Origin of the sequence: Actinomadura sp. NEAU-AAG7 (assembly GCF_018603865.1) — a bacterium.
Classification (GTDB): Bacteria; Actinomycetota; Actinomycetes; order Streptosporangiales; family Streptosporangiaceae; genus Spirillospora; species Spirillospora litoris.
Genome location: NZ_JAHFZY010000001.1, coordinates 796165 through 813186 on the forward strand (window position 1 = coordinate 796165; position 17022 = coordinate 813186).

The 17022-nt window shown below is 70.9% G+C and carries 19 protein-coding genes and 1 tRNA gene; 11 read left to right on the plus strand and 9 right to left on the minus strand.

Annotated elements, in window-relative coordinates; all coding sequences use genetic code 11:
* Positions 1–27: 27 nt before the first annotated feature.
* The 3 genes from KLI87_RS03730 (at position 28) to KLI87_RS03740 (ending at position 828) form a co-directional block, all read left to right on the plus strand.
* Complete coding sequence (locus KLI87_RS03730) at positions 28–408, plus strand: signal peptidase I (protein ID WP_242882726.1); 381 nt, start codon at positions 28–30, stop codon at positions 406–408.
* 82 nt (positions 409–490) lie between these two features.
* A tRNA-Ser gene (locus KLI87_RS03735) sits at positions 491–579 on the plus strand.
* An 81-nt stretch (positions 580–660) separates the two neighbouring features.
* A complete protein-coding gene (locus tag KLI87_RS03740; RefSeq protein ID WP_173390943.1) occupies positions 661–828 on the plus strand; it encodes a hypothetical protein in 168 nt (55 codons plus the stop codon).
* A 27-nt stretch (positions 829–855) separates the two neighbouring features.
* Here the strand turns inward: KLI87_RS03740 and KLI87_RS03745 are convergent, their stop codons facing one another.
* Complete coding sequence (locus tag KLI87_RS03745) at positions 856–1590, minus strand: M15 family metallopeptidase (RefSeq protein ID WP_214615828.1); 735 nt, start codon at positions 1588–1590, stop codon at positions 856–858.
* 164 nt (positions 1591–1754) lie between these two features.
* Here KLI87_RS03745 and KLI87_RS03750 point away from each other — a divergent pair, with 164 nt between their 5' ends.
* Positions 1755–2183 (plus strand): hypothetical protein, encoded by a 429-nt coding sequence (locus KLI87_RS03750; protein WP_156220301.1) that lies wholly within the window; start codon positions 1755–1757, stop codon positions 2181–2183.
* A 40-nt stretch (positions 2184–2223) separates the two neighbouring features.
* Here the strand turns inward: KLI87_RS03750 and KLI87_RS03755 are convergent, their stop codons facing one another.
* A complete protein-coding gene (locus KLI87_RS03755) occupies positions 2224–2685 on the minus strand; it encodes a MarR family winged helix-turn-helix transcriptional regulator (RefSeq protein ID WP_156220300.1) in 462 nt (153 codons plus the stop codon).
* A gap of 205 nt (positions 2686–2890) precedes the next feature.
* On the opposite strand from KLI87_RS03755, the gene KLI87_RS03760 reads away from it, so the two are divergent.
* From KLI87_RS03760 to KLI87_RS03770, 3 genes are all read left to right on the plus strand, one after another.
* Positions 2891–3904: a pirin family protein gene (locus KLI87_RS03760; RefSeq protein ID WP_214615829.1), complete on the plus strand. Its 1014-nt coding sequence runs from the start codon at positions 2891–2893 to the stop codon at positions 3902–3904.
* A gap of 220 nt (positions 3905–4124) precedes the next feature.
* Positions 4125–5318 (plus strand): ATP-binding protein, encoded by a 1194-nt coding sequence (locus tag KLI87_RS03765; protein ID WP_214615830.1) that lies wholly within the window; start codon positions 4125–4127, stop codon positions 5316–5318.
* Positions 5319–5569: 251 nt separating this feature from the next.
* The gene (locus tag KLI87_RS03770) at positions 5570–5758 is read left to right on the plus strand and encodes a hypothetical protein (RefSeq protein ID WP_156220298.1); all 189 of its coding nucleotides are present in this window, start codon (positions 5570–5572) and stop codon (positions 5756–5758) included.
* 42 nt (positions 5759–5800) lie between these two features.
* On the opposite strand, the gene KLI87_RS03775 is transcribed toward KLI87_RS03770, so the two are convergent.
* The gene (locus KLI87_RS03775; protein WP_156220297.1) at positions 5801–6643 is read right to left on the minus strand and encodes a MauE/DoxX family redox-associated membrane protein; all 843 of its coding nucleotides are present in this window, start codon (positions 6641–6643) and stop codon (positions 5801–5803) included.
* The gene (locus KLI87_RS03780) at positions 6643–7638 is read right to left on the minus strand and encodes a hypothetical protein (protein WP_308165839.1); all 996 of its coding nucleotides are present in this window, start codon (positions 7636–7638) and stop codon (positions 6643–6645) included. The genes KLI87_RS03775 and KLI87_RS03780 overlap by 1 nt, the downstream gene beginning before the upstream one ends.
* Before the next feature lie 341 nt (positions 7639–7979).
* Here KLI87_RS03780 and KLI87_RS03785 point away from each other — a divergent pair, with 341 nt between their 5' ends.
* The 3 genes from KLI87_RS03785 to KLI87_RS03795 all read left to right on the plus strand — a co-directional run bounded on the left by KLI87_RS03785 (position 7980) and on the right by KLI87_RS03795 (position 11345).
* A complete protein-coding gene (locus KLI87_RS03785; RefSeq protein ID WP_214615832.1) occupies positions 7980–8468 on the plus strand; it encodes a SigE family RNA polymerase sigma factor in 489 nt (162 codons plus the stop codon).
* A 211-nt stretch (positions 8469–8679) separates the two neighbouring features.
* Positions 8680–10287, plus strand: coding sequence for an RNA polymerase sigma factor (locus KLI87_RS03790; protein WP_214615833.1), 1608 nt, complete (start codon positions 8680–8682; stop codon positions 10285–10287).
* Positions 10288–10337: 50 nt separating this feature from the next.
* Positions 10338–11345, plus strand: a complete 1008-nt coding sequence (locus KLI87_RS03795; protein WP_156220294.1) for an adenylate/guanylate cyclase domain-containing protein — start codon at positions 10338–10340, stop codon at positions 11343–11345.
* Here the strand turns inward: KLI87_RS03795 and KLI87_RS03800 are convergent.
* Both KLI87_RS03800 and KLI87_RS03805 read right to left on the minus strand, forming a co-directional pair.
* A complete protein-coding gene (locus KLI87_RS03800; RefSeq protein ID WP_214615834.1) occupies positions 11308–11733 on the minus strand; it encodes a DUF6069 family protein in 426 nt (141 codons plus the stop codon). The two genes, KLI87_RS03795 and KLI87_RS03800, sit on opposite strands and share 38 nt — an antisense overlap.
* 80 nt (positions 11734–11813) lie before the next feature.
* Positions 11814–13838: a phosphocholine-specific phospholipase C gene (locus KLI87_RS03805; protein WP_214615835.1), complete on the minus strand. Its 2025-nt coding sequence runs from the start codon at positions 13836–13838 to the stop codon at positions 11814–11816.
* 352 nt (positions 13839–14190) lie between these two features.
* On the opposite strand from KLI87_RS03805, the gene KLI87_RS03810 reads away from it, so the two are divergent.
* Complete coding sequence (locus tag KLI87_RS03810; RefSeq protein WP_214615836.1) at positions 14191–14451, plus strand: hypothetical protein; 261 nt, start codon at positions 14191–14193, stop codon at positions 14449–14451.
* 168 nt (positions 14452–14619) lie between these two features.
* On the opposite strand, the gene KLI87_RS03815 is transcribed toward KLI87_RS03810, so the two are convergent.
* The 3 genes from KLI87_RS03815 to KLI87_RS03825 form a co-directional block, all read right to left on the minus strand.
* Positions 14620–15249: a DUF4360 domain-containing protein gene (locus KLI87_RS03815; RefSeq protein ID WP_246250790.1), complete on the minus strand. Its 630-nt coding sequence runs from the start codon at positions 15247–15249 to the stop codon at positions 14620–14622.
* 87 nt (positions 15250–15336) lie between these two features.
* Positions 15337–15945, minus strand: a complete 609-nt coding sequence (locus KLI87_RS03820; RefSeq protein ID WP_308165840.1) for a DUF4360 domain-containing protein — start codon at positions 15943–15945, stop codon at positions 15337–15339.
* A gap of 348 nt (positions 15946–16293) precedes the next feature.
* Positions 16294–16935 (minus strand): DUF4360 domain-containing protein, encoded by a 642-nt coding sequence (locus KLI87_RS03825; RefSeq protein ID WP_214615837.1) that lies wholly within the window; start codon positions 16933–16935, stop codon positions 16294–16296.
* Between the last annotated feature and the right edge of the window lie 87 nt (positions 16936–17022).

Below are 17022 nucleotides of genomic sequence, written 5' to 3' on the forward strand. Positions count from 1 at the left end.
GGGGCGGCGGGCGCTAGAGTCACGCCCGTGGCGGACGAGGACGGCGTGTACGTGGGCAGGGCGGCCGTCGACGCGGCCGCCGACCGGGGCTGGCTGCTCGGGCACTTCAAGCCGTCCGGCGACCCGCGCAACAGCGACGAGGTCGAGGTCAAGTGGGGCGTGCACCCGAAGGGCGAGGCCCGCGCCCGCTGGACGAGCGGTGAGAAGCGCACCGCGCTGCTCGTCCTGATCAGCGGACGGTTCCGGATGCGGTTCCCGGGCCGCGACGTCGTGCTCAGCGAGCAGGGCGACTACGTCGTGTGGGGACGCGGCGTCGACCACTCCTGGCACGCCGAGGAGGAGTCGGTGGTCATGACCGTCCGCTGGCCGTCGATCCCCGGCTACGCCGTCCCGGCCGGGGACGCCTGACCCTGCGTCACACCTCGTATGAACACCCGTTATGCGGTCGATGGCGGGTGTCGGGGACCGCTATCGTGGGCGGTGGTCACCTGGAGAGTTCGCATAGTGGACTAGTGCAGGCGCCTTGAAAGCGCCCAGGGCTGGGGACAGTCCTCGTGGGTTCGAATCCCACACTCTCCGCCGAACGGATCGCCGCCCGTGACGTGCCGGTCGGACGAATCGCCACGAATCCGTACGGAGTCGTCCGTTACCCTCTTCGGCATGGCGCAGACACCGAACGATCCGGCCGGTACCACCCACCAGTTCCAGAACTTCCAGAACCGGGGCCAGGCCGAGAAGTCCTCGGGCCCGAACATGGGCCTCATCATCGGGGCCGTCGCCGTGGTGGCCGTCGTCGCGATCGCCGTGGCCGCCCTGCTGATGCTGTGATCCTTCAGCGGACCCCTCAGCGGACCCTCAGCGGCCCGAGCTGGAGAAGTGCTGGTAGTCCTTGGCGCCGCTCCACTCGCCGCCCCAGCCCCAGCCGATCGACGCGAACGCCTTGACGACCCTGTCGCCCGCGTGGATGACGCCCGGGTCGTCGTTCCTGCGGTTCCGGTACTTGCGGCAGTCCTTGTGCGCGACGTGCCCGTCGGCGTAGACGTAGGGGTTCTCGCAGGTGTTGAGGTCGACGGCGAGGCCGTAGGCGTGCTGGGAGAACGAGGTCGAGCCGGTCGCGTTGCGGCAGTTGAACGCCGAGGTGTTGCCCGCCTCGATCGAGTCGAAGTCGCTGCCCTTGTAGACGTCGACGGGCTCCATCCGCCTGATCGGGTAGCGCATGCCGTACAGCTTCCTGAACACCTTGACGAGGTCGCCCGACGCCTTGGCGTTGACGACGAGCCTCCCGTCCGGATGGGGTTTGCGGTCCATGCCCCAATAGGTCATCTCGATCATCCGCAACCCGGACGGGGCGACCGGGCAGCCCTTGCGCCAGGAGTACTTCAGGTCGCGGGCCGTGACCCGCTTGACCCGCGCGCTGAACGCGGTCGGGGTCGGGGACGGGGAGGCCGCCGTCCCCGGCGGGCTGGACGGGCTCGGCGACCCGCTCTCGTGGGACTCGTCCGATCCCCGTCCGCAACCGGTCGCGGCGGACGACGCGGTCAGGAACACGGCGGCGAACGCGATGCTGCGAAGGGGCCCTCTGCCTGGCATGTTCGCAGGATCGCACGTCGGGTGCCCTTCGCGTCGGACCCTTGATTCGCTACCGTTCGAGGGAGGGCGTTTCCGCCGAGACGGGGCCGGGGCGGACGCGCCGTGAACTCGTCCGTACGCCGGGCATGTCATCCGGCGACGACCACCGGCCTAGGGGAGCGGGCATGGCGGATTCGGACGGGAGCGACCTCCCGAGCCTCGAAGACGACATCTTCGCCGTGGCGCACAGCGTGGAGGTCGAGCAGGCGGCGCAGGGGCAGCCGCGCCTGCGGCTGAGTTCCGAGCGGGCGCAGGACCTCGCGGAGCGCACCCGGGAGTTCGTCGGCCGCGACGTCGGCGCGCTGGCGGCGGGTTTCGGCATCTTCACGTTCGTGGACGCGCTGATGATGTGGGCGCCGCTGATGATGAGCCGTCGGCAGAGCCTCGCGCCGCAGTTCGTGACGCTGCTCGTCCTCGCGTTCGGGCTCGGCGGGCTGCTGGTGGTGAAGGTCGGCGGGCGGTGGCGCGCGTTCGGTCTCGGGATGATGATCGCGTGGGTGTTCCTGACGCTGGTCTCGGTCGGCTTCCTGACCGGCCTCAGCGTCCCGCTGTGATCGTCGCGCTGTGATCCTCGCGCTGTGATCGTCGCGGCGGTCAGGCGCCGCCGGTCATCTTCTTCAGGACGGCGGTGAACGCGCGCCCGATGGCCTCCAGGTCGTCCGGCTCGATCACGTCGATGAAGTGGTTCCGGACGGTCTCCACGTGGTCGCGCGCGGCCCGTTCGAGGGCCGCGAAGCCCTCGGCCGTCAGCACGGCGATGACGCCGCGCTTGTCGCTCGGGCAGCTGTCGCGCCTGACCAGGCCCTTGGACTCCAGCCGCGAGCAGGTGTGGGAGAGCCGGCTGCGCGACTGGCTGGCGTTGGCGGCGAGTTCGGCCATCCGCAGCCGCCGCTCGGGGGCCTCCGACAGCCGGACGAGGATCTCGTACTCGGAGACCGACAGCCCGTGCTTGGCCTTGAGGTCGCGGTCCATGATCTCGGTGAGCCGGACGCTGCCGTCCACGTAGGCCCGCCAATCGCGCTGCTGGGTGGCATCGAGCCAGCGTGGTTCGCTCATGGGGTCCACTATACGATAAAAGTTGAAGCTTCAACTAGTTTGCTCACGGATCGTGGCGGGATCCCCGTGCCGACGACGCTACCGCAACCGGCGCCCTGCTCCGGAAATAGTTGAACCATCAACTAGGTTGGGGACGGATGAACGCTCCGCCCCGGAGCGGTCGAGCCGCCCGCGAGGACGGCACGGAACCGATGGGAGGCACCCCATGCCCGCCGTGATGGCCGACCCGCTGACCCTGCCCCGCCTGCCCCGACTCCCCGAGGAGGGCACCGGCTGGCGCCGCGTCGCCAAGGTCGTGACCGCCAAGCGCCACGTGGAAGGGGAGGGCTTCCAGGTCCGCCGCCCGTTCCCGGGGATCGACCTGTCCCTCGCCGACCCGTTCCTGCTCCTGGACCACATGGGCGCCGTCGAGTACGCGCCCGGTGAGGCCAAGGGCACCCCGTGGCATCCGCACCGGGGGTTCGAGACCGTCACCTACATCATCGACGGCGCGTTCCAGCACCAGGACACCACCGGGGGCGGCGGCCTGATCGCCGACGGCGCCACGCAGTGGATGACCGCCGCGTCCGGGATCCAGCACATCGAGCAGCCGCCGCCGGACCTCGTCGCCAAGGGCGGCCTGTTCCACGGCGTCCAGCTGTGGGTCAACCTGCCCCGCTCGCAGAAGTGGGTCCCGCCGCGCTACCAGGACATCAAGGCGCGCGACGTCCGGCTGCTCGCGGCCGACGACGGCTCGTCCCTCGTCCGGATCATCGCGGGCTCGCTCGCGGGGTTCGACGGGCCTGGCGTGACCTACACGCCGATCAACTACCTGCACGCGACCGTCGCCCCGGGCGGCCGCCTGACGCTTCCGTGGCCGCGCGAGTTCAACGCGCTGGTGTACGTCCTGTCCGGGCGCGGCACGGCCGGTGTCGAGGAGGCGCCGGTGGACGAGGGCCAGCTCGCGATCTTCGGGGGCTCCCACCACCAGGGCTCGGAGGACGGGCTGGTCGTCCGCGCCGCCGCCGAGCAGCCCCAGGCGAGCGCGAACGGCTGGGAGATCCTCGTCCTCGGCGGCCTGCCCATCCGGGAGCCGATCGCCCGCTACGGGCCGTTCGTCATGAACACCCGCGAGGAGATCGTCCAGGCGTTCGAGGACTTCCAGGCCGGACGGATGGGGACGATCCCGGCCGAGGCGATCCCGCACCGCTCCTCCGAGGACGAGCCGCTCGCGCCGTGACCGGAGTCCGGCTGACGGACCGGGCGGGCGTGCGCTACTGTGTTCGAATGGTCGAACAGAGATTCGACTTGCTCGATCTCAGCGCGTTCGCCCGGGAGGCGGCATGGTGGCGACGGTGGCCACGGCGCGGTGCCGGCGGCAGGAGCCGCACGCGACACGCCGCAGCGGTTTCTACGCAAATCTACGGCCGCAGCTATATCGCCTCATAGAGTCCGAGAGCGTGGACCCCGTGCGCAATCCCTACGCCCCCGGAGCCGGGCAGCGACCCCCGGAGCTGGCCGGACGCGACCGCGAGCTGAAGCAGTTCGAGGTCGTGCTCGAACGGGTGGCCCGCGGCCGGCCCGAGCGCAGCATGATCATCACCGGGCTGCGCGGGGTCGGCAAGACCGTCCTGCTCAACGCGTTCCGGTCGATGGCGATCCAGCGGCTGTGGGGGACGGGCAAGATCGAGGCCCGGCCCGACCAGTCGATCCGGCGGCCGGTCGCCTCCGCGCTGCACATGGCCGTCCGCGAGCTCGCGCCCCGGCACCGCGCGCCCGACCGTATCGAGGGGTTCCTCGGCGTGCTGAAGGCGTTCGCGCAGGCGGGGCCCGAGCCGTCGGGCAGGTCGAAGGCCCGGGTGCACCGCTGGCAGCCGGGCATCGACGTCCCCGCCTCGCGCGGCCGGGCCGACTCCGGCGACCTGGAGATCGACCTCACCGAGCTGTTCGTGGACGCCGCGTCCGTCGCCACCGACGTCGGCGTCGGGATCGCCCTGTTCGTCGACGAGATGCAGGACATCCCCGCCGACGACGTCTCCGCGCTGTGCGCCGCCTGCCACGAGCTGTCGCAGGTCGGCGGCCCGCTGATCGTGGTCGGCGCGGGGCTGCCGCACCTGCCGGCCGTCCTGTCGGCGAGCAAGTCCTACTCCGAGCGGCTGTTCCGCTACGCCCGCATCGACCGGCTCGACCGCGAGTCGGCCGACGTCGCGCTGCTGGCCCCGGCCGAGCGCGAGGAGGTCACCTTCACCGAGGACGCCCTCGACGCGCTGTACGGCGCCGCCGACGGCTACCCCTACTTCGTGCAGGCCTACGCCAAGGTCGTCTGGGACGTCGCGCCCGACACCCCGATCACCGCCGACGACATCAAGGTCGCGGCCCCGGAGGCCGAGAGCGAGCTGGCGGTCGGCTTCTTCGGCAGCCGCTACGAGCGCGCGACCCCGGCCGAGCGCGACTACATGCGCGCGATGGCCGGGCTCGGCGACGACCCCGTGCCCACCGCCGCCGTGGCCGACGAGCTCGGCCGCAAACCGTCCAGCCTTTCCCCCGCCCGCGACGGCCTGATCAAGAAGGGGCTCATCTACAGCGCCGAGCGCGGCATGGTCGCGTTCACGGTGCCGCACTTCGGCAAGTTCCTCCGCTCCCAGCCCGCCTAGCCCTACCGCTCTCTACAGCCCTCTAGACGACCGGCTAGAAGGCCGTAGAAAGTCGCATCGACGCTCGCGCGTCCGGTGAATATTCGACTCTCTAGCTCTGGACGTAGATAGTCGTAGATTCTCCTTGGCATGCCTCTGGGCCTTTCTAAGTATTTCTAGCGTTTTTACTAGCAAGGCTTATAGAGCAGCAGACCCCGGTGGGGCGTCGTGCCGGGCCAGGTGGGTATGGCGTAGGTGACGCGGGGGGAAACATGACCATTGACCAGTACAAGTACCGAAACAAGGACCCGGACGACGAGTACTCGACCGGGGACGCGATGTCGTACTCCGTGGGCAGCATGGGCGACGAGGACACGATGGGCGACGGCCGCCTCGCGTCCCGCGACGACGAGCCGCCCCACGGTGACGACGGCATCCGCGCCGAGGACGAGGATTGGTGACGAGCGTTCTCTAGCCGTTTCTTGGACGTGTCCAAGAAACGGCTAGAGAACCGCGGACAGCGGGCCCGCGCCCGCCTCCTCGGGCTGCGCGAACGCCGACAGGACGACCCGGTCGCGCTCGCCGGTGGACACGGCGAACACGATCTCCGTGTCGCGCCCGTCCACCCGGGCCGGGAAGACGACGAACCGCCAGCAGCCCTCGCGCCACACGTCCAGCGGCAGGGCGCTGGAGACCAGGTTCTCGTGCTCGGCCCACGCCCCGCTCTCATAGAGCGTCGCGTACGTCTCGGCGATCGGGCTGCGCCGCCGCTCGCACGGCATCGGCGGCCGGCCCCGCCCCGGCGCGAACCCGCCCCGCTCCAGCAGCGCCGACAGCTCGGGGGACAGCGCCGCGAACAGCGCCAGCTCCGCCAGCAGCACGACCCCGACCTGCGCCTGGACGTCGCGCAGCACCTGGAGCCCCGCGAGCGGCGCGCCGAGCGAGGCGACGGCGGCGGCGGTGAACAGCACGGCCCGCAGGACGGTGCGCACACCGACCCGCTTGCCGCTCAGCCCGCCGAAGCAGCCGCACCCCGCGTCCGGCCGGTGCGCCCGGAGTTCGCCGACCACCCAGGTCGCCGCGGCGAACGCGACCGTCGTCGCCAGCCGCACCGACACGTGCGAGGTCACCAGCAGCGCGAGGCCGAGCAGGCCCTCGCCGAGCCCGAGGCCCACGTTCAGCCCCCGGCTGCGGCGCAGCGCCGTCAGCCCGGCGGGCACCGGGACCCCGTGCACGTGGTCGGGGACGTCCAGCGCGCGTTCGCGGATCATCAGCTTGGCCAGGCAGGCGGCCAGCAGCACGGTCGCCAGCAGCAGGACCTGCGTGTTCTGGATCGAGGTCACCATTACCGCGCCCTCCCCTCGGCCGAGGCCGCGGTCGCCGCCGGGACGTGGGGCCGCACGACCGCGTTGAAGCAGCCCGCCTCCAGGTCGCCGCCGAGGGCGACGAACGCGGCCGGGGTCAGCTCGGCGATGCGCCCGCGCGGCGACGTCCCGCACTCCACGCACCGGTCGCAGTACCGGGCGGCCACGCAGCCGCACTCCACGACGGGCACCGTGGCGGTCCGTCCGCCGCACTCGTTGTGGACCGTGACCTCGCTGCCGAGCGAGAGGTAGGGGAGCGCCACACACCCGGACGGCGCGTCCGGGCACCCGCCGCCGTCCCCCTCGGGATCGACCGCCGGATAGGCGGCCCCGAAGCCCCCCGGCACCTGGCCGACGTCGGACCCCCTCTGCCCGGCGTCGGGCCAGGTGCCGCCGCGGGTGGCCACGTCGCCGAACCAGGTCGCCGTCCCGTGCAGCACGTCCGGGACGGGCGTGGACGCCTCGGGCGAGGCGAGATCGTCGGCACGGTACCCCGGCTGGGAGGTACCGGGACGCACCGCCTGCGGTCCTCCGGCGGACCGCACGCACACCACGTCGATCAGGTAGCCGGGCTCCAGCCGGGGATGCCGGACCAGCACCCGTCCGAGGGCATGCGGGGGGATCACCACGTGCGCGCGTCCGCGATGGGGGCCCATGTCGACGTCCACGGTGTCGTCCCCGCATGCCAGGATCGTGCCGGTCACCCGCGCGATGTCCACCCACACCCGGTCGGCGCCGAGCCCGTCGGCCTTCGGCCGCACGATCACCTCGCGTCCCGGACGCAGCGCGGCGAGGCCCCCGCGCCCGCCATGCCAGATCCTGGTGGCATCGGTCATCGGGAGCCGCGCCTCGCCGTCGGCGGTGCGCAGCACGAGCAGGTGCGGGCTCGCGTCCAAGATCATCCCGGTGGTGACCTCCAGCGCGGGATCCGATCTCTCCGGCAGGCCGGAGCGGAGGGCGGGGGCCCCTCCGAACACGGCCTCACGGTGTCGGCGGCGCCTTGCTCCACGAGGGCGGGGTAGCGGCATGGCGGGGACTCCGGCATCGATCTTGACTCGGTCACGGTAGTTAGGACGGCGAGTCAAGCTTCACGCGCCGTGACCTCGCAGTCGACGGATTTGTCGCGATAAGTCGTTCGGCGGGGGACGATGCATAGACGTCGGTTGTAAATTATGCACTGGTTGACCCGAAATTATGGTTTTAGTAGGCCCACAATTACGCTCGGGCTGAGATCGTCAACTGTACCGGAAGCACGCGCAGTCAAGATCCAGAAAGGTCCGGCGGGGCGCCGCTCCACAACCCCTGGCTCGGTGATGACGTGAACAGGACGCGCCACGAGGAGTTCCGCGAGTACATGGCCGACCGAGGCCCCGCGCTCCTGCGCGCCGCGTCCCAGTTGACCAGCGACCGCGCCGAGGCCGAGGACCTCGTCCAGGCCGCCCTCGCCAAGACCTACCTCGCCTGGGACCGCATCAACGACCGCGCCGCCGTCGACGGCTACGTCCGCCGCGCCATGGTCAACACGCAGATCTCCTGGTGGCGCCGCCGCAAACTGGAGATCTATCCCACCGACGAACTCCCCGACCGCCCCGTGGACGACCACACCCGCCGCAGCGAACTCCACGACGTCCTGACCCGCGCCCTCCGCCGCCTCCCCGAACGCCAGCGCCTCGCCGTCATGCTCCGCTACTACGAGGACATGTCCGAGACCGAGATCGCCAAAATCCTCGGCGTCAGCGTGGGAACGGTGAAGAGCACGGTCTCCCGGGCGATGACCCGCCTGCGCAACGACGACACCGTCGGCTGACCCCCGCGCGCGTCCGGGTGGGCGCCGCGGGGCTCGCCGGTGCGTTGGTTGAACGGTCACGCTGTGGGGCGGGGATTGATCCCGCTGTCATCGTCCATGTCGATTTTGGCGATCTTGTGGTGGTTAAGGGGTGGTCGGGTGTATGCAGGGTGGGCCGAGTGTCCGGACGACCCCACTGGGGCGGACTTCCACGCCGTTGCCGGGAGCGTGAATGCCCAGGGTGTCCCCCTCCGAGCCCGTGGCCGACCGCAGGTTGGTCAAAGGGCTGAACGAAGGCGACGAGGCCGCTCTCGCCGCGCTCTATGACGAGTACGGGGAGCGCCTCTACGACTACGCGTTGTCGATGACGGGGGACGAGAAGGCCGCGTCGGGCATCGTCCACGACACCTTCATCGACGCCTGCCGCCGCGCGCCGCGCATGCGCGACCACCTGCATCTGAGTTCGTGGCTGTACGGCGCGTCCCGGCGCCGGTGCCTTCGCGAGGGACGCGCGGAGGAGCCGTACTGGGACCCGGACGCCGAGTTCCCCGACGCCCCGTTCATGGACCGCGCGGGCACCGGCGAGCCCGACGACGAGTGGCCGCCGTCGGAGGAGCTGCACGAGCTGCTCCGCGCGGGCATGGCGCGGCTGGAGCCGGTCGACCAGGAGGTGGTGGTGCTGGCCTTCCGGCATGGCCTGCGTCCGACCAGGCTGGGGGCCGCGCTCGGCCTGTCCACCCGGCGGGCGGCGCTGCGGATCCGGCGGGGCGGGGACGCGCTGGAGGCCGCGGTCGCCGACGAGCTGCACAACGCCGTCGCCGCCTGTGCCGCCGGTGGCACGGACGCCGCCCCCGCCCTACGCGAACCCGTCCCCCACCGCCGCGGCCCGCGGTCCGGCGCGCTCTGGCGGACCGCCCACCGGCGCGGCGAGATCCCCGAGTCGTCCGGCGACCCGGTGCTCGACGCGCACATCGCTCAGTGCCCGGACTGCCGCAGGCGCGCGCAGGTGCGGGCCGCCGCGCTGCTCGGCAGGGCGCCCGCGCCGGTGCTCCCGGCGGCGCTCCGGCACCGCGTCATGCACACCGCCACCGACCCCGAGCTGGCCGGATACCGCGCGGACATCGCCGCGCGCGGCGGCACGCTCACGCCCGAGGGGCTGCCGAGCCAGCCGGACGTGCCCTCCCCGTTCACCCGCAAGTGGCTGATCACCGGCGGCGGGATGGCGGGCGCGCTGGTCGCCGCGCTCGTGGCCGTGTTCGTCATGGGGCCGGGCCTCGGCGGCGACCCGCTGTCGTGGCCGCCGCTGCGGACGCGTCCGCAGCCGTCCATCACCCACCAGGTCCCGTCGAGCGGCCCGAGCCCCGGCCGGGACCCGCGCGAGCCGAAGCGGCAGGGGCAGGGGCAGGGGCAGGGGCAGGCGGCGCCCGTCGTGCCGGGTCCGGGCGCGGGGTCGCCGACCCTCCGGCAGGGGACGGAGGGGCAGGAGTCGACGGCGCCCGGCGGCCCCTCGCCGACGCCGCCTCCCTCGTCCGACCCCCCGCAGCAGGGGCCGGGCGACCTCCTCGTCTCCCCCGCGAAGGTCGAGCTGTACGGGACCAAGACCGCCACCGTGCGGCTCGCGGCCAAGAGCGGCCCGGTCACCTGGACGGCGGGCTCCTCCAGCGAGCGGATCACGCTGTCGCAGACGGAGGGCGGCATGCCCAAGGACGGGACGAGCGAGCTGACGCTCACCCTGCACACCACGCTGATCGGGCTGCCCGGACGCGGCACGCTCACGTTCACGGACGCCGAGGGCACCGAGCAGACCGTGAGCGTCGTGTGGGGCGCCAGCATCCTGTGATCCGCCGGGGCGGCTGGTGATCGTCCCGCGCGCTGGTGTTACATCGACTGATGACACATGACGGCCGTCCCCAGGACATCGAGGAGATCCTCCTCGGCGGCCCGCTCCGCCACACGCGCGCGGAGGTCGAGCGCCTCAGCGGCGTGTCCGACGACTACGCGCGCCGCATCTGGCAGGCCCTCGGCTTCCCCACGCCGCCGGACGACGAGGTGGCCTTCACCGACGGCGACGCCGACGCGCTCCGCGAGATCAAGGACCTCCTCCGGGACGACCTGATCGACGAGGAGATGGTGCTCCAGCTCGCCCGCGCGGTCGGGCAGACGATGGGACGGCTCGCGAGCTGGCTCGGGGACGTGTGGCTCCAGCGCCTCGGCGAGGCCGCCACCGCCGACGTCGCCGCCGCGCTCGCCGCCACGGGCGAGCTGCGCCCGGCGTTCGAGCGCCTGCTGCTGCACGGCTGGCGGCGCCAGCTCGCCGCCGCCGGGATGCGCGCCGCCGCGACGACCGCGTCGGCGAGCGCCGACCCCGCCGCGGGCGTCGCCTGGCTCTCGGTCGGATTCGCCGACGTCGTCTCGTTCACCCAGCTCAGCCGCCGCCTGGACGGCGACGCGCTGGCCGCGTTCGTGGAGCGCTTCGAGTCCACGGCCGCCGAGGCCGTCGCCGAGCACGGCGGACGCGTCGTCAAGACCCTCGGCGACGAGGTGCTGTTCGTCGCGTCCGACCCGGGAGCCGCCGCCGAGATCGGCCTGCGGATCGCCGAGCGCTTCAACGCCGACCCCGAGGTCCCCAAGGTCCGTGTCGGGATGGCGTACGGCGAGGTCATCCAGCGCCTCGGCGACGTCTTCGGCACGCCGGTCAACCTGGCCGCGCGCCTCACCGCGACCGCCCGCGCGGGGACGGTGCTGGTCGACGGCGCGCTGGCGGCGGCGCTCCCGTCCGGCGGGTACGACGTGACGGATCTGCGCCCCCGCCCGCTCCAGGGGCTCGGCAGGGTCCGCCCCCGCCTGCTGCGGCGCGCGGTCACGAACGGGCGAGGCGGCGCGCGATCATCGGGATGACGATCGCCGCCGCCAGCACGTGCGCGAGCGCGAGCATGACCTTGGTCGAGACCGCGGTGTCGCCGGCCGCGAGCGGGCTGACCAGCGACAGCGCCGCCAGCGCGACGGTGACGGCCACGAAGATCCGGGCCGGACGGGACGCGTAGCGCGCGAGCATTAGCGCCAGGACGGTGCCGAGGACGGTGCCGATGACCGTGCCCATCGCGAACATCCCGACGGTGACCGGGTCGGCGGTCGAGGCGCCGATGCTCCCGGCCTCCATCGGGACGCCGGCGACCCGCGCGGCCAGGCCGTACACCTCGGTGGCGGCGCAGGCCGCGGCGCCCGCGACGGCTCCGACCAGCCAGAGGGGGAGGTCGCGGACGGCGGCGGCGGTTCCTGCGTGCATGATGGGCTCCTTCTCAGAGGGTTGCTGCACACATAGGTCGAACCGGACACCGCGTTTGCGACATCGCGCCGGAGGTTTTCTCAGCCGATCCCGGGATCGGTGGTGCTCGGCCTGCCGTGCTCGACATGACCGGCCAGCCGCCGCAGGAAGGACGCGTCGCCGGAACAGGTCACGGACACGTCGTACCAGGAACCGGTCCGGCGCAGGGGCACGCGGTGGACGGCGCGCCCGCCCGGCCGGATCGAGTAGCTCACCGAGCGGTCGTTGTAGCCGTCGCTGACCGTGAGGCGGCGGGACGCCCGTCCGTTGTTCACCAGGACGAGGCGGAGCGAGCCGCCGCTGTGATGCACCGACACCTCGGGCCCGGCGCCCTCGCCCGAATACCGGCGGAGGAACCCGTTGGGGCCGAACACCGAGAACTCGTAGGCGCCGCCGGTGCTCCAGGTCTCCGTCAACGTCCGCCTGTTGTGGACGGTGTAGCTCCACGGGCCGTCCGTCCGGTTCGCCGAGGTCACCAGGTAGCAGATTCCCTCGCCGCTGCCCGAGGAGAAGCGGAGGGTGAACTCGTTGCCGGCGGCCTTTCCGTCCACCGACGGCGTGTACGGCAGCGGCCGCGCCGGACGCAGACCGGGCTCCTGCTTGGGGAGAGCGGGATTCGCCGGCGGCTTGGGCACGTAGTCTTCGTGCCGGTCGTGGTCCTTGGGCGCGTAACGGCTGGTGTCGGGCAGCGTCGCGGGCCGCTTGTCCGGGCGCGCGAAATCGAACGCCGAGGTGAGGTCACCGCAGATGGCGCGCCGCCACGGCGAGATATTCGGCTCCCGGACGCCGAAACGCCGCTCCATGAACCGGATGACGGACGTGTGGTCGAACACCTGCGAGCACGCCCAGCCGCCCTTGCTCCACGGCGACACCACGAACATCGGAACGCGCTGCCCCAGCCCGTACGGCCCGCGCGCGTACGTGGACGACCCCGGGTAGATCTCCGTCGTGATGTCGGCCGTCGAGCCGCCCCGCTCCCGCGAGTCGGGCGGATAGGGCGGCGGGACGTGGTCGAAGAAGCCGTCGTTCTCGTCGTAGGTGACGAGCAGGGCGGTCCTGCTCCACACCTCCGGATCGGCGGTCAGCGCGTCCAGCACCTTCGCGATGTACCAGGCGCCGTAGTTGACGGGCCAGTTCGGGTGCTCGCTGAAGGCTTCGGGCGCCGCGATCCACGAGATCTGGGGGAGCCTCCCGTTCTGGACATCTGAGCGGAGAATGCGGAACAGGTCGTCACCGGCCTTGGCGTTCGTGCCAGTCCGCGCCTTTTCGAACAGCGGATCGCCCGGGGCGGCGTTGCGGTACCTGTTGAAGTAGAGCAGCGAATTGTCGCCGTAGTTGCCGATGTACGGATCGTTCGTCCAACCCCATGAGCCCTTGGCGTCGAGGCCGTCGCCCGCGTCCTGGTAGACCTTCCACGACACCCCGGCCTGCTCCAGCCGCTCGGGATAGGTGGTCCAGTCATAACCGCGCTCATCGTTGGCGAGGACGGGGCCGCCGCCCTTGCCGTCATTGCCCGTGTATCCCGTCCACATGTAGTAGCGGTTCGGGTCGGTGTTCCCGATGAACGAGCAGTGGTAGGCGTCGCACACCGTGAACGCGTCCGCCAGCGCGTAGTGGAACGGGATGTCCTTGCGCGTCAGATACGCCATCGTGGTCGTTCCCTTGGCGGGAATCCACTGGTCGTACCTTCCCTGGTTCCACGCCTTGTGCCCACCGGTCCAATCGTGGTTGAGGCCCTGGATGAACTGGAGCCCGAGGTCGTCGGCGTCCGGGCGGAAGGGCAGCACCTCCCGGCCGCCGTCCGGCTGGTGCCAGACCGTCCTGCCGTTCGGCAGCGTCACCGGCCGGGGGTCGCCGAAGCCCCGAACCCCGCGCAGCGCGCCGAGATAGTGGTCGAAGGACCGGTTCTCCTGCATGAGGACCACGATGTGCTCGACATCGCGGATGGTGCCGGTACGCCGGTGCGCGGGGATCGCCTCCGCCCGCGCGATGCTCTCGGGCAGCGCCGAGAGCGCCGCCGTCCCGCCTGCCAGTTGCAGAAAACGCCGCCGATCGAGTTCAGCCATGGCCGGGGTGCCTTTCTGGAGCGACTGAGGGGCACCAGAGCAGCAGGTGCCGGGGAACACCCCGCGACGCGTACGCGAACGCCACAGGAAGGCGACGGCTCAATGAAGGGAGGCAACGCCGCGGTGAACGGGACCGGGCCGAACCGCCGTCACCGGGCGTCACCAAGAGTGAAGGCGGCCCGCACACAAGGCCGCCTTCACCGGCATGGACGAAACGCGTCCCATGCCATTTCCCAGGAGAGTCGGGGTTCACCTTTCCCACCCGCACCGCGCAGGCAGCAAAGATGATCGCGCAGCCCCGCTGGAACCCCGTTGGAATCCAATAGGAACACAGCTGTCCGAGCCCAGCGACTTGGACGAGTTGGACGCGCGTCGCGGGATGCACTGGAAGACCCGGCCGCTTGTCGCCTGGGCCGCGGGGCGGCCGTTCGTGTGGGTCGATGACGAGATCACCCCGGCCGACCGTTCCTGGGTTGCCGCCCACCATGAAGGCAAGGCCCTCCTCCACCGTGTCGACGCCCGGGAAGGGCTCACCGGGGCCGACTATTCCGCCATGCACGAATGGCTCCGCCGACAGGGAGGCCCCCGGCATTCGCCGGGGGCCTCGACCTGAAATCTAGGGGCGGCGCTTCCACGCGATGAGATAGCGTGCGCTGCTGCGAAGGGATTCCATCGCTGTGCGTTCGGCATTCATCATGTCTCCGCCTTCCACACGAAGCGGGAGGGGCCCCCGGCGCGGCCATGTCGCTGCGACCATTCGCCGGGGGCCTCGCACTGAGAACTAGGGGCAGCGCCTCCACGCGAAGAGGTAGCGCGCGCTGCTGTGGGTGGAGTCCATCGACAGGAAGCTCATCTTGTCGCTGTCGGAGCCTCCCGCGTTCACCCGCAGTTCGGTGTTGAGGTTGAGATTGCGCTCCTCGTCACACGGCTTGTAGCGCACGTCTGAGAACCTGTCGCTGAACTGCCAGTCGTCGGCGTAGGGACCCTTGAGCTGGTGGTCGCCCACCTGGTTCGTCGGCGATCCCTGGAAGTAGTAGCTCGTCCGCACCAGGCCGGTGGCCCCGGCCTGCAACCCCGCGAAGCCGCGATGGTCGGCGCCGATGATGCCGTAGGTGTAGTTGGCCGGGTGGCGGACGCGCAGGTTGATCTGGCAGTTCTTCCGGAAGGCCGTCGGTGGCGCCTCACCGCCGGCGTAGGCGAGGTACTCGCTGTAGTTGACGGTGAAGGCGGTCCTGTTTTCGGAGATCACCACCGACGACGTCCCCTGCGGGCAGCCGGAGCCGTTGACGGAGGCGACCTCGATGCTGACCCCTTCCGGGGCAGCCGGGGCCGCGGAGGCGGGAGCGGTCGTCAGGGCGGCCAGGCCGAGGGCGCCTGCCAGCACGACCGTCGTACTTTTGGCATTCATCATGTGTTGTCTTCCGCGCGAATCGGGTGGGAGGCCGGGGCGGCCTTTGCCGGTCGCCCCGGCCATTCGCCGAGGGTCTCGATCTGGGAGCTAGGGGCAGCGCTTCCAAGCGAAGTCGTAGCGCGCGCTGCCGTGGGTGGAGTCCATCGACAGGAAGCTCATCTTGTCGCCGTCGGAGCTTCCGGCGTCCACGCGCAGTTCGGTGTTGAGGTTGAGGTTGCGGGACTCGCCACACGGCTTGTAGACGAGCTGCTGGACGGGGATCTGGTCGTCGAACTGCCAGCCGTCGACATACGGGCCCTTGAGCGCGTGATCGACCAGCTGGTTGCCCGGGTGTCCCTGGAAGTAGTAGTTCGTGCGCAGCAGGCCGCTCGTCCCGCGCTCCAGCCCGGCGAAGCCGCGGTGCTCGACGCCGCTGATGGCGTAGGTGTAGTTGTCGGGAGCGTTGACGCGCAGGCTGATCTGGCAGTTCTTCCGGGAGTCGGCCGGTGGCGCGTTGCCGCCGTCGTAGGCGAGGTAGTCGCTGTAGCTGACGGTGAAGGCGGTCCTGTCCTCGGAGATCACCACCGACGACGTGCCCTGCGGGCAGCCGGAGCCGTTGACGGCCGCCACCTCAACACTGACGCCGTCGGGTATGGGCGGGGCGGCGGACGCGGGAGCAGTCGTCAGGGCGGCCAGGCCGAGTGCGCCTGCCAGCACGATCGCCGTTCGTTTTGCATTCATCATGTGTTGGTCTTTCACGCGAATCGGGGAGGGTTCCGGCGCGGCCCTGCTGGTCGGCCGGACATTTCCTAGCTGCTGTCGCTTACGGATTTACCGGTGATCACCTCGCAGCCGGTAATCGTTTGTCACGGTATTCCCGCGGACGGAAGGGGGTCAACATCGGCTTTTTCGATAAAGTTTCTGTCGTAACTTGTTTTAAACACCCGGGTCCGGGGCCGCCCGATCTCGAACTCACGGCCGCCCGACCGGCCCCACTGGGGGGCGGCCGAAAAGAGGGCAGCCGAAACACCTGTGGATCATTTGCCAGGGGACCAGGTCCAGGAGTCAGGGGCAGCGCTTCCACGCGAAGTCATAGCGTGCACTACTGCTCGTGGATTCCATCGACACAAAGCTCATCTTGTCGCTGCCCGAGGTTCCGGGATCCACGCGCAGCTCGGTGTTGATGTTAAGGGCGCGATCCTCGCCGCATGCCTTGTAGGCGAGGTGGGGGGTGGAGATCACGTCGGTGAACTGCCAACCATCGAAATACGGGCCCTGGAGCGCGTGATCGACCTTCGAATCGTCCCGTAGTCCCTGGAAATAGTAGCGCGTTCGCAGCCGGACGCTCGCGCCGCGCTCCAGCCCGGCGAAACCGCGGTAGTCGGCGCCGCCGATGGCGTAGGTGTAGTCGTGCGGGGCTTTGACCAGGAGGCTGATCTGGCAGTTCTTCCGGGAGGCCGTCGCCGGCGCGTCATTGCCGGCGTAGGCGAGATCGCGGCTGTGGTTGACGGTGAAGCCGGTCCTGTCCTCGGACATCACGACCGTCCCCGACCCCTTCGCGCAGCCGGAGCCGTTGACGGAGACCACCTCGATGCTAGCGCCCTCCGGCATGGCCGGCGCCGGTGCCGCGGACGTGGGAGCAGCCGTCGGGGCGGTCAGGCCGAGGGTACCCGCTAACGCCGTCGCCGCAGGTTTGGAATTCATCATGTGTTGGGCTTCCAACCGAATCGGGAGGGGGACCGGCGCGGCCCTGCTGGTCGCCCGGACATTTCCTGGCTGCCGTCGCTCGCGACT

Coding starts and splice junctions, on each gene's coding strand:
- KLI87_RS03775 (WP_156220297.1), bottom strand. CDS start 6,643: ATGGTGACCTCGATCCAGAACACGCAGGTCCTGCTGCTGGCGACCGTG.
- KLI87_RS03745 (WP_214615828.1), bottom strand. CDS start 1,590: ATGCCAGGCAGAGGGCCCCTTCGCAGCATCGCGTTCGCCGCCGTGTTC.
- KLI87_RS03795 (WP_156220294.1), top strand. CDS start 10,338: ATGACACATGACGGCCGTCCCCAGGACATCGAGGAGATCCTCCTCGGC.
- KLI87_RS03815 (WP_246250790.1), bottom strand. CDS start 15,249: ATGATGAATGCCAAAAGTACGACGGTCGTGCTGGCAGGCGCCCTCGGC.
- KLI87_RS03825 (WP_214615837.1), bottom strand. CDS start 16,935: ATGATGAATTCCAAACCTGCGGCGACGGCGTTAGCGGGTACCCTCGGC.
- KLI87_RS03740 (WP_173390943.1), top strand. CDS start 661: ATGGCGCAGACACCGAACGATCCGGCCGGTACCACCCACCAGTTCCAG.
- KLI87_RS03760 (WP_214615829.1), top strand. CDS start 2,891: ATGCCCGCCGTGATGGCCGACCCGCTGACCCTGCCCCGCCTGCCCCGA.
- KLI87_RS03790 (WP_214615833.1), top strand. CDS start 8,680: ATGCCCAGGGTGTCCCCCTCCGAGCCCGTGGCCGACCGCAGGTTGGTC.
- KLI87_RS03770 (WP_156220298.1), top strand. CDS start 5,570: ATGACCATTGACCAGTACAAGTACCGAAACAAGGACCCGGACGACGAG.
- KLI87_RS03805 (WP_214615835.1), bottom strand. CDS start 13,838: ATGGCTGAACTCGATCGGCGGCGTTTTCTGCAACTGGCAGGCGGGACG.
- KLI87_RS03750 (WP_156220301.1), top strand. CDS start 1,755: ATGGCGGATTCGGACGGGAGCGACCTCCCGAGCCTCGAAGACGACATC.
- KLI87_RS03800 (WP_214615834.1), bottom strand. CDS start 11,733: ATGCACGCAGGAACCGCCGCCGCCGTCCGCGACCTCCCCCTCTGGCTG.
- KLI87_RS03755 (WP_156220300.1), bottom strand. CDS start 2,685: ATGAGCGAACCACGCTGGCTCGATGCCACCCAGCAGCGCGATTGGCGG.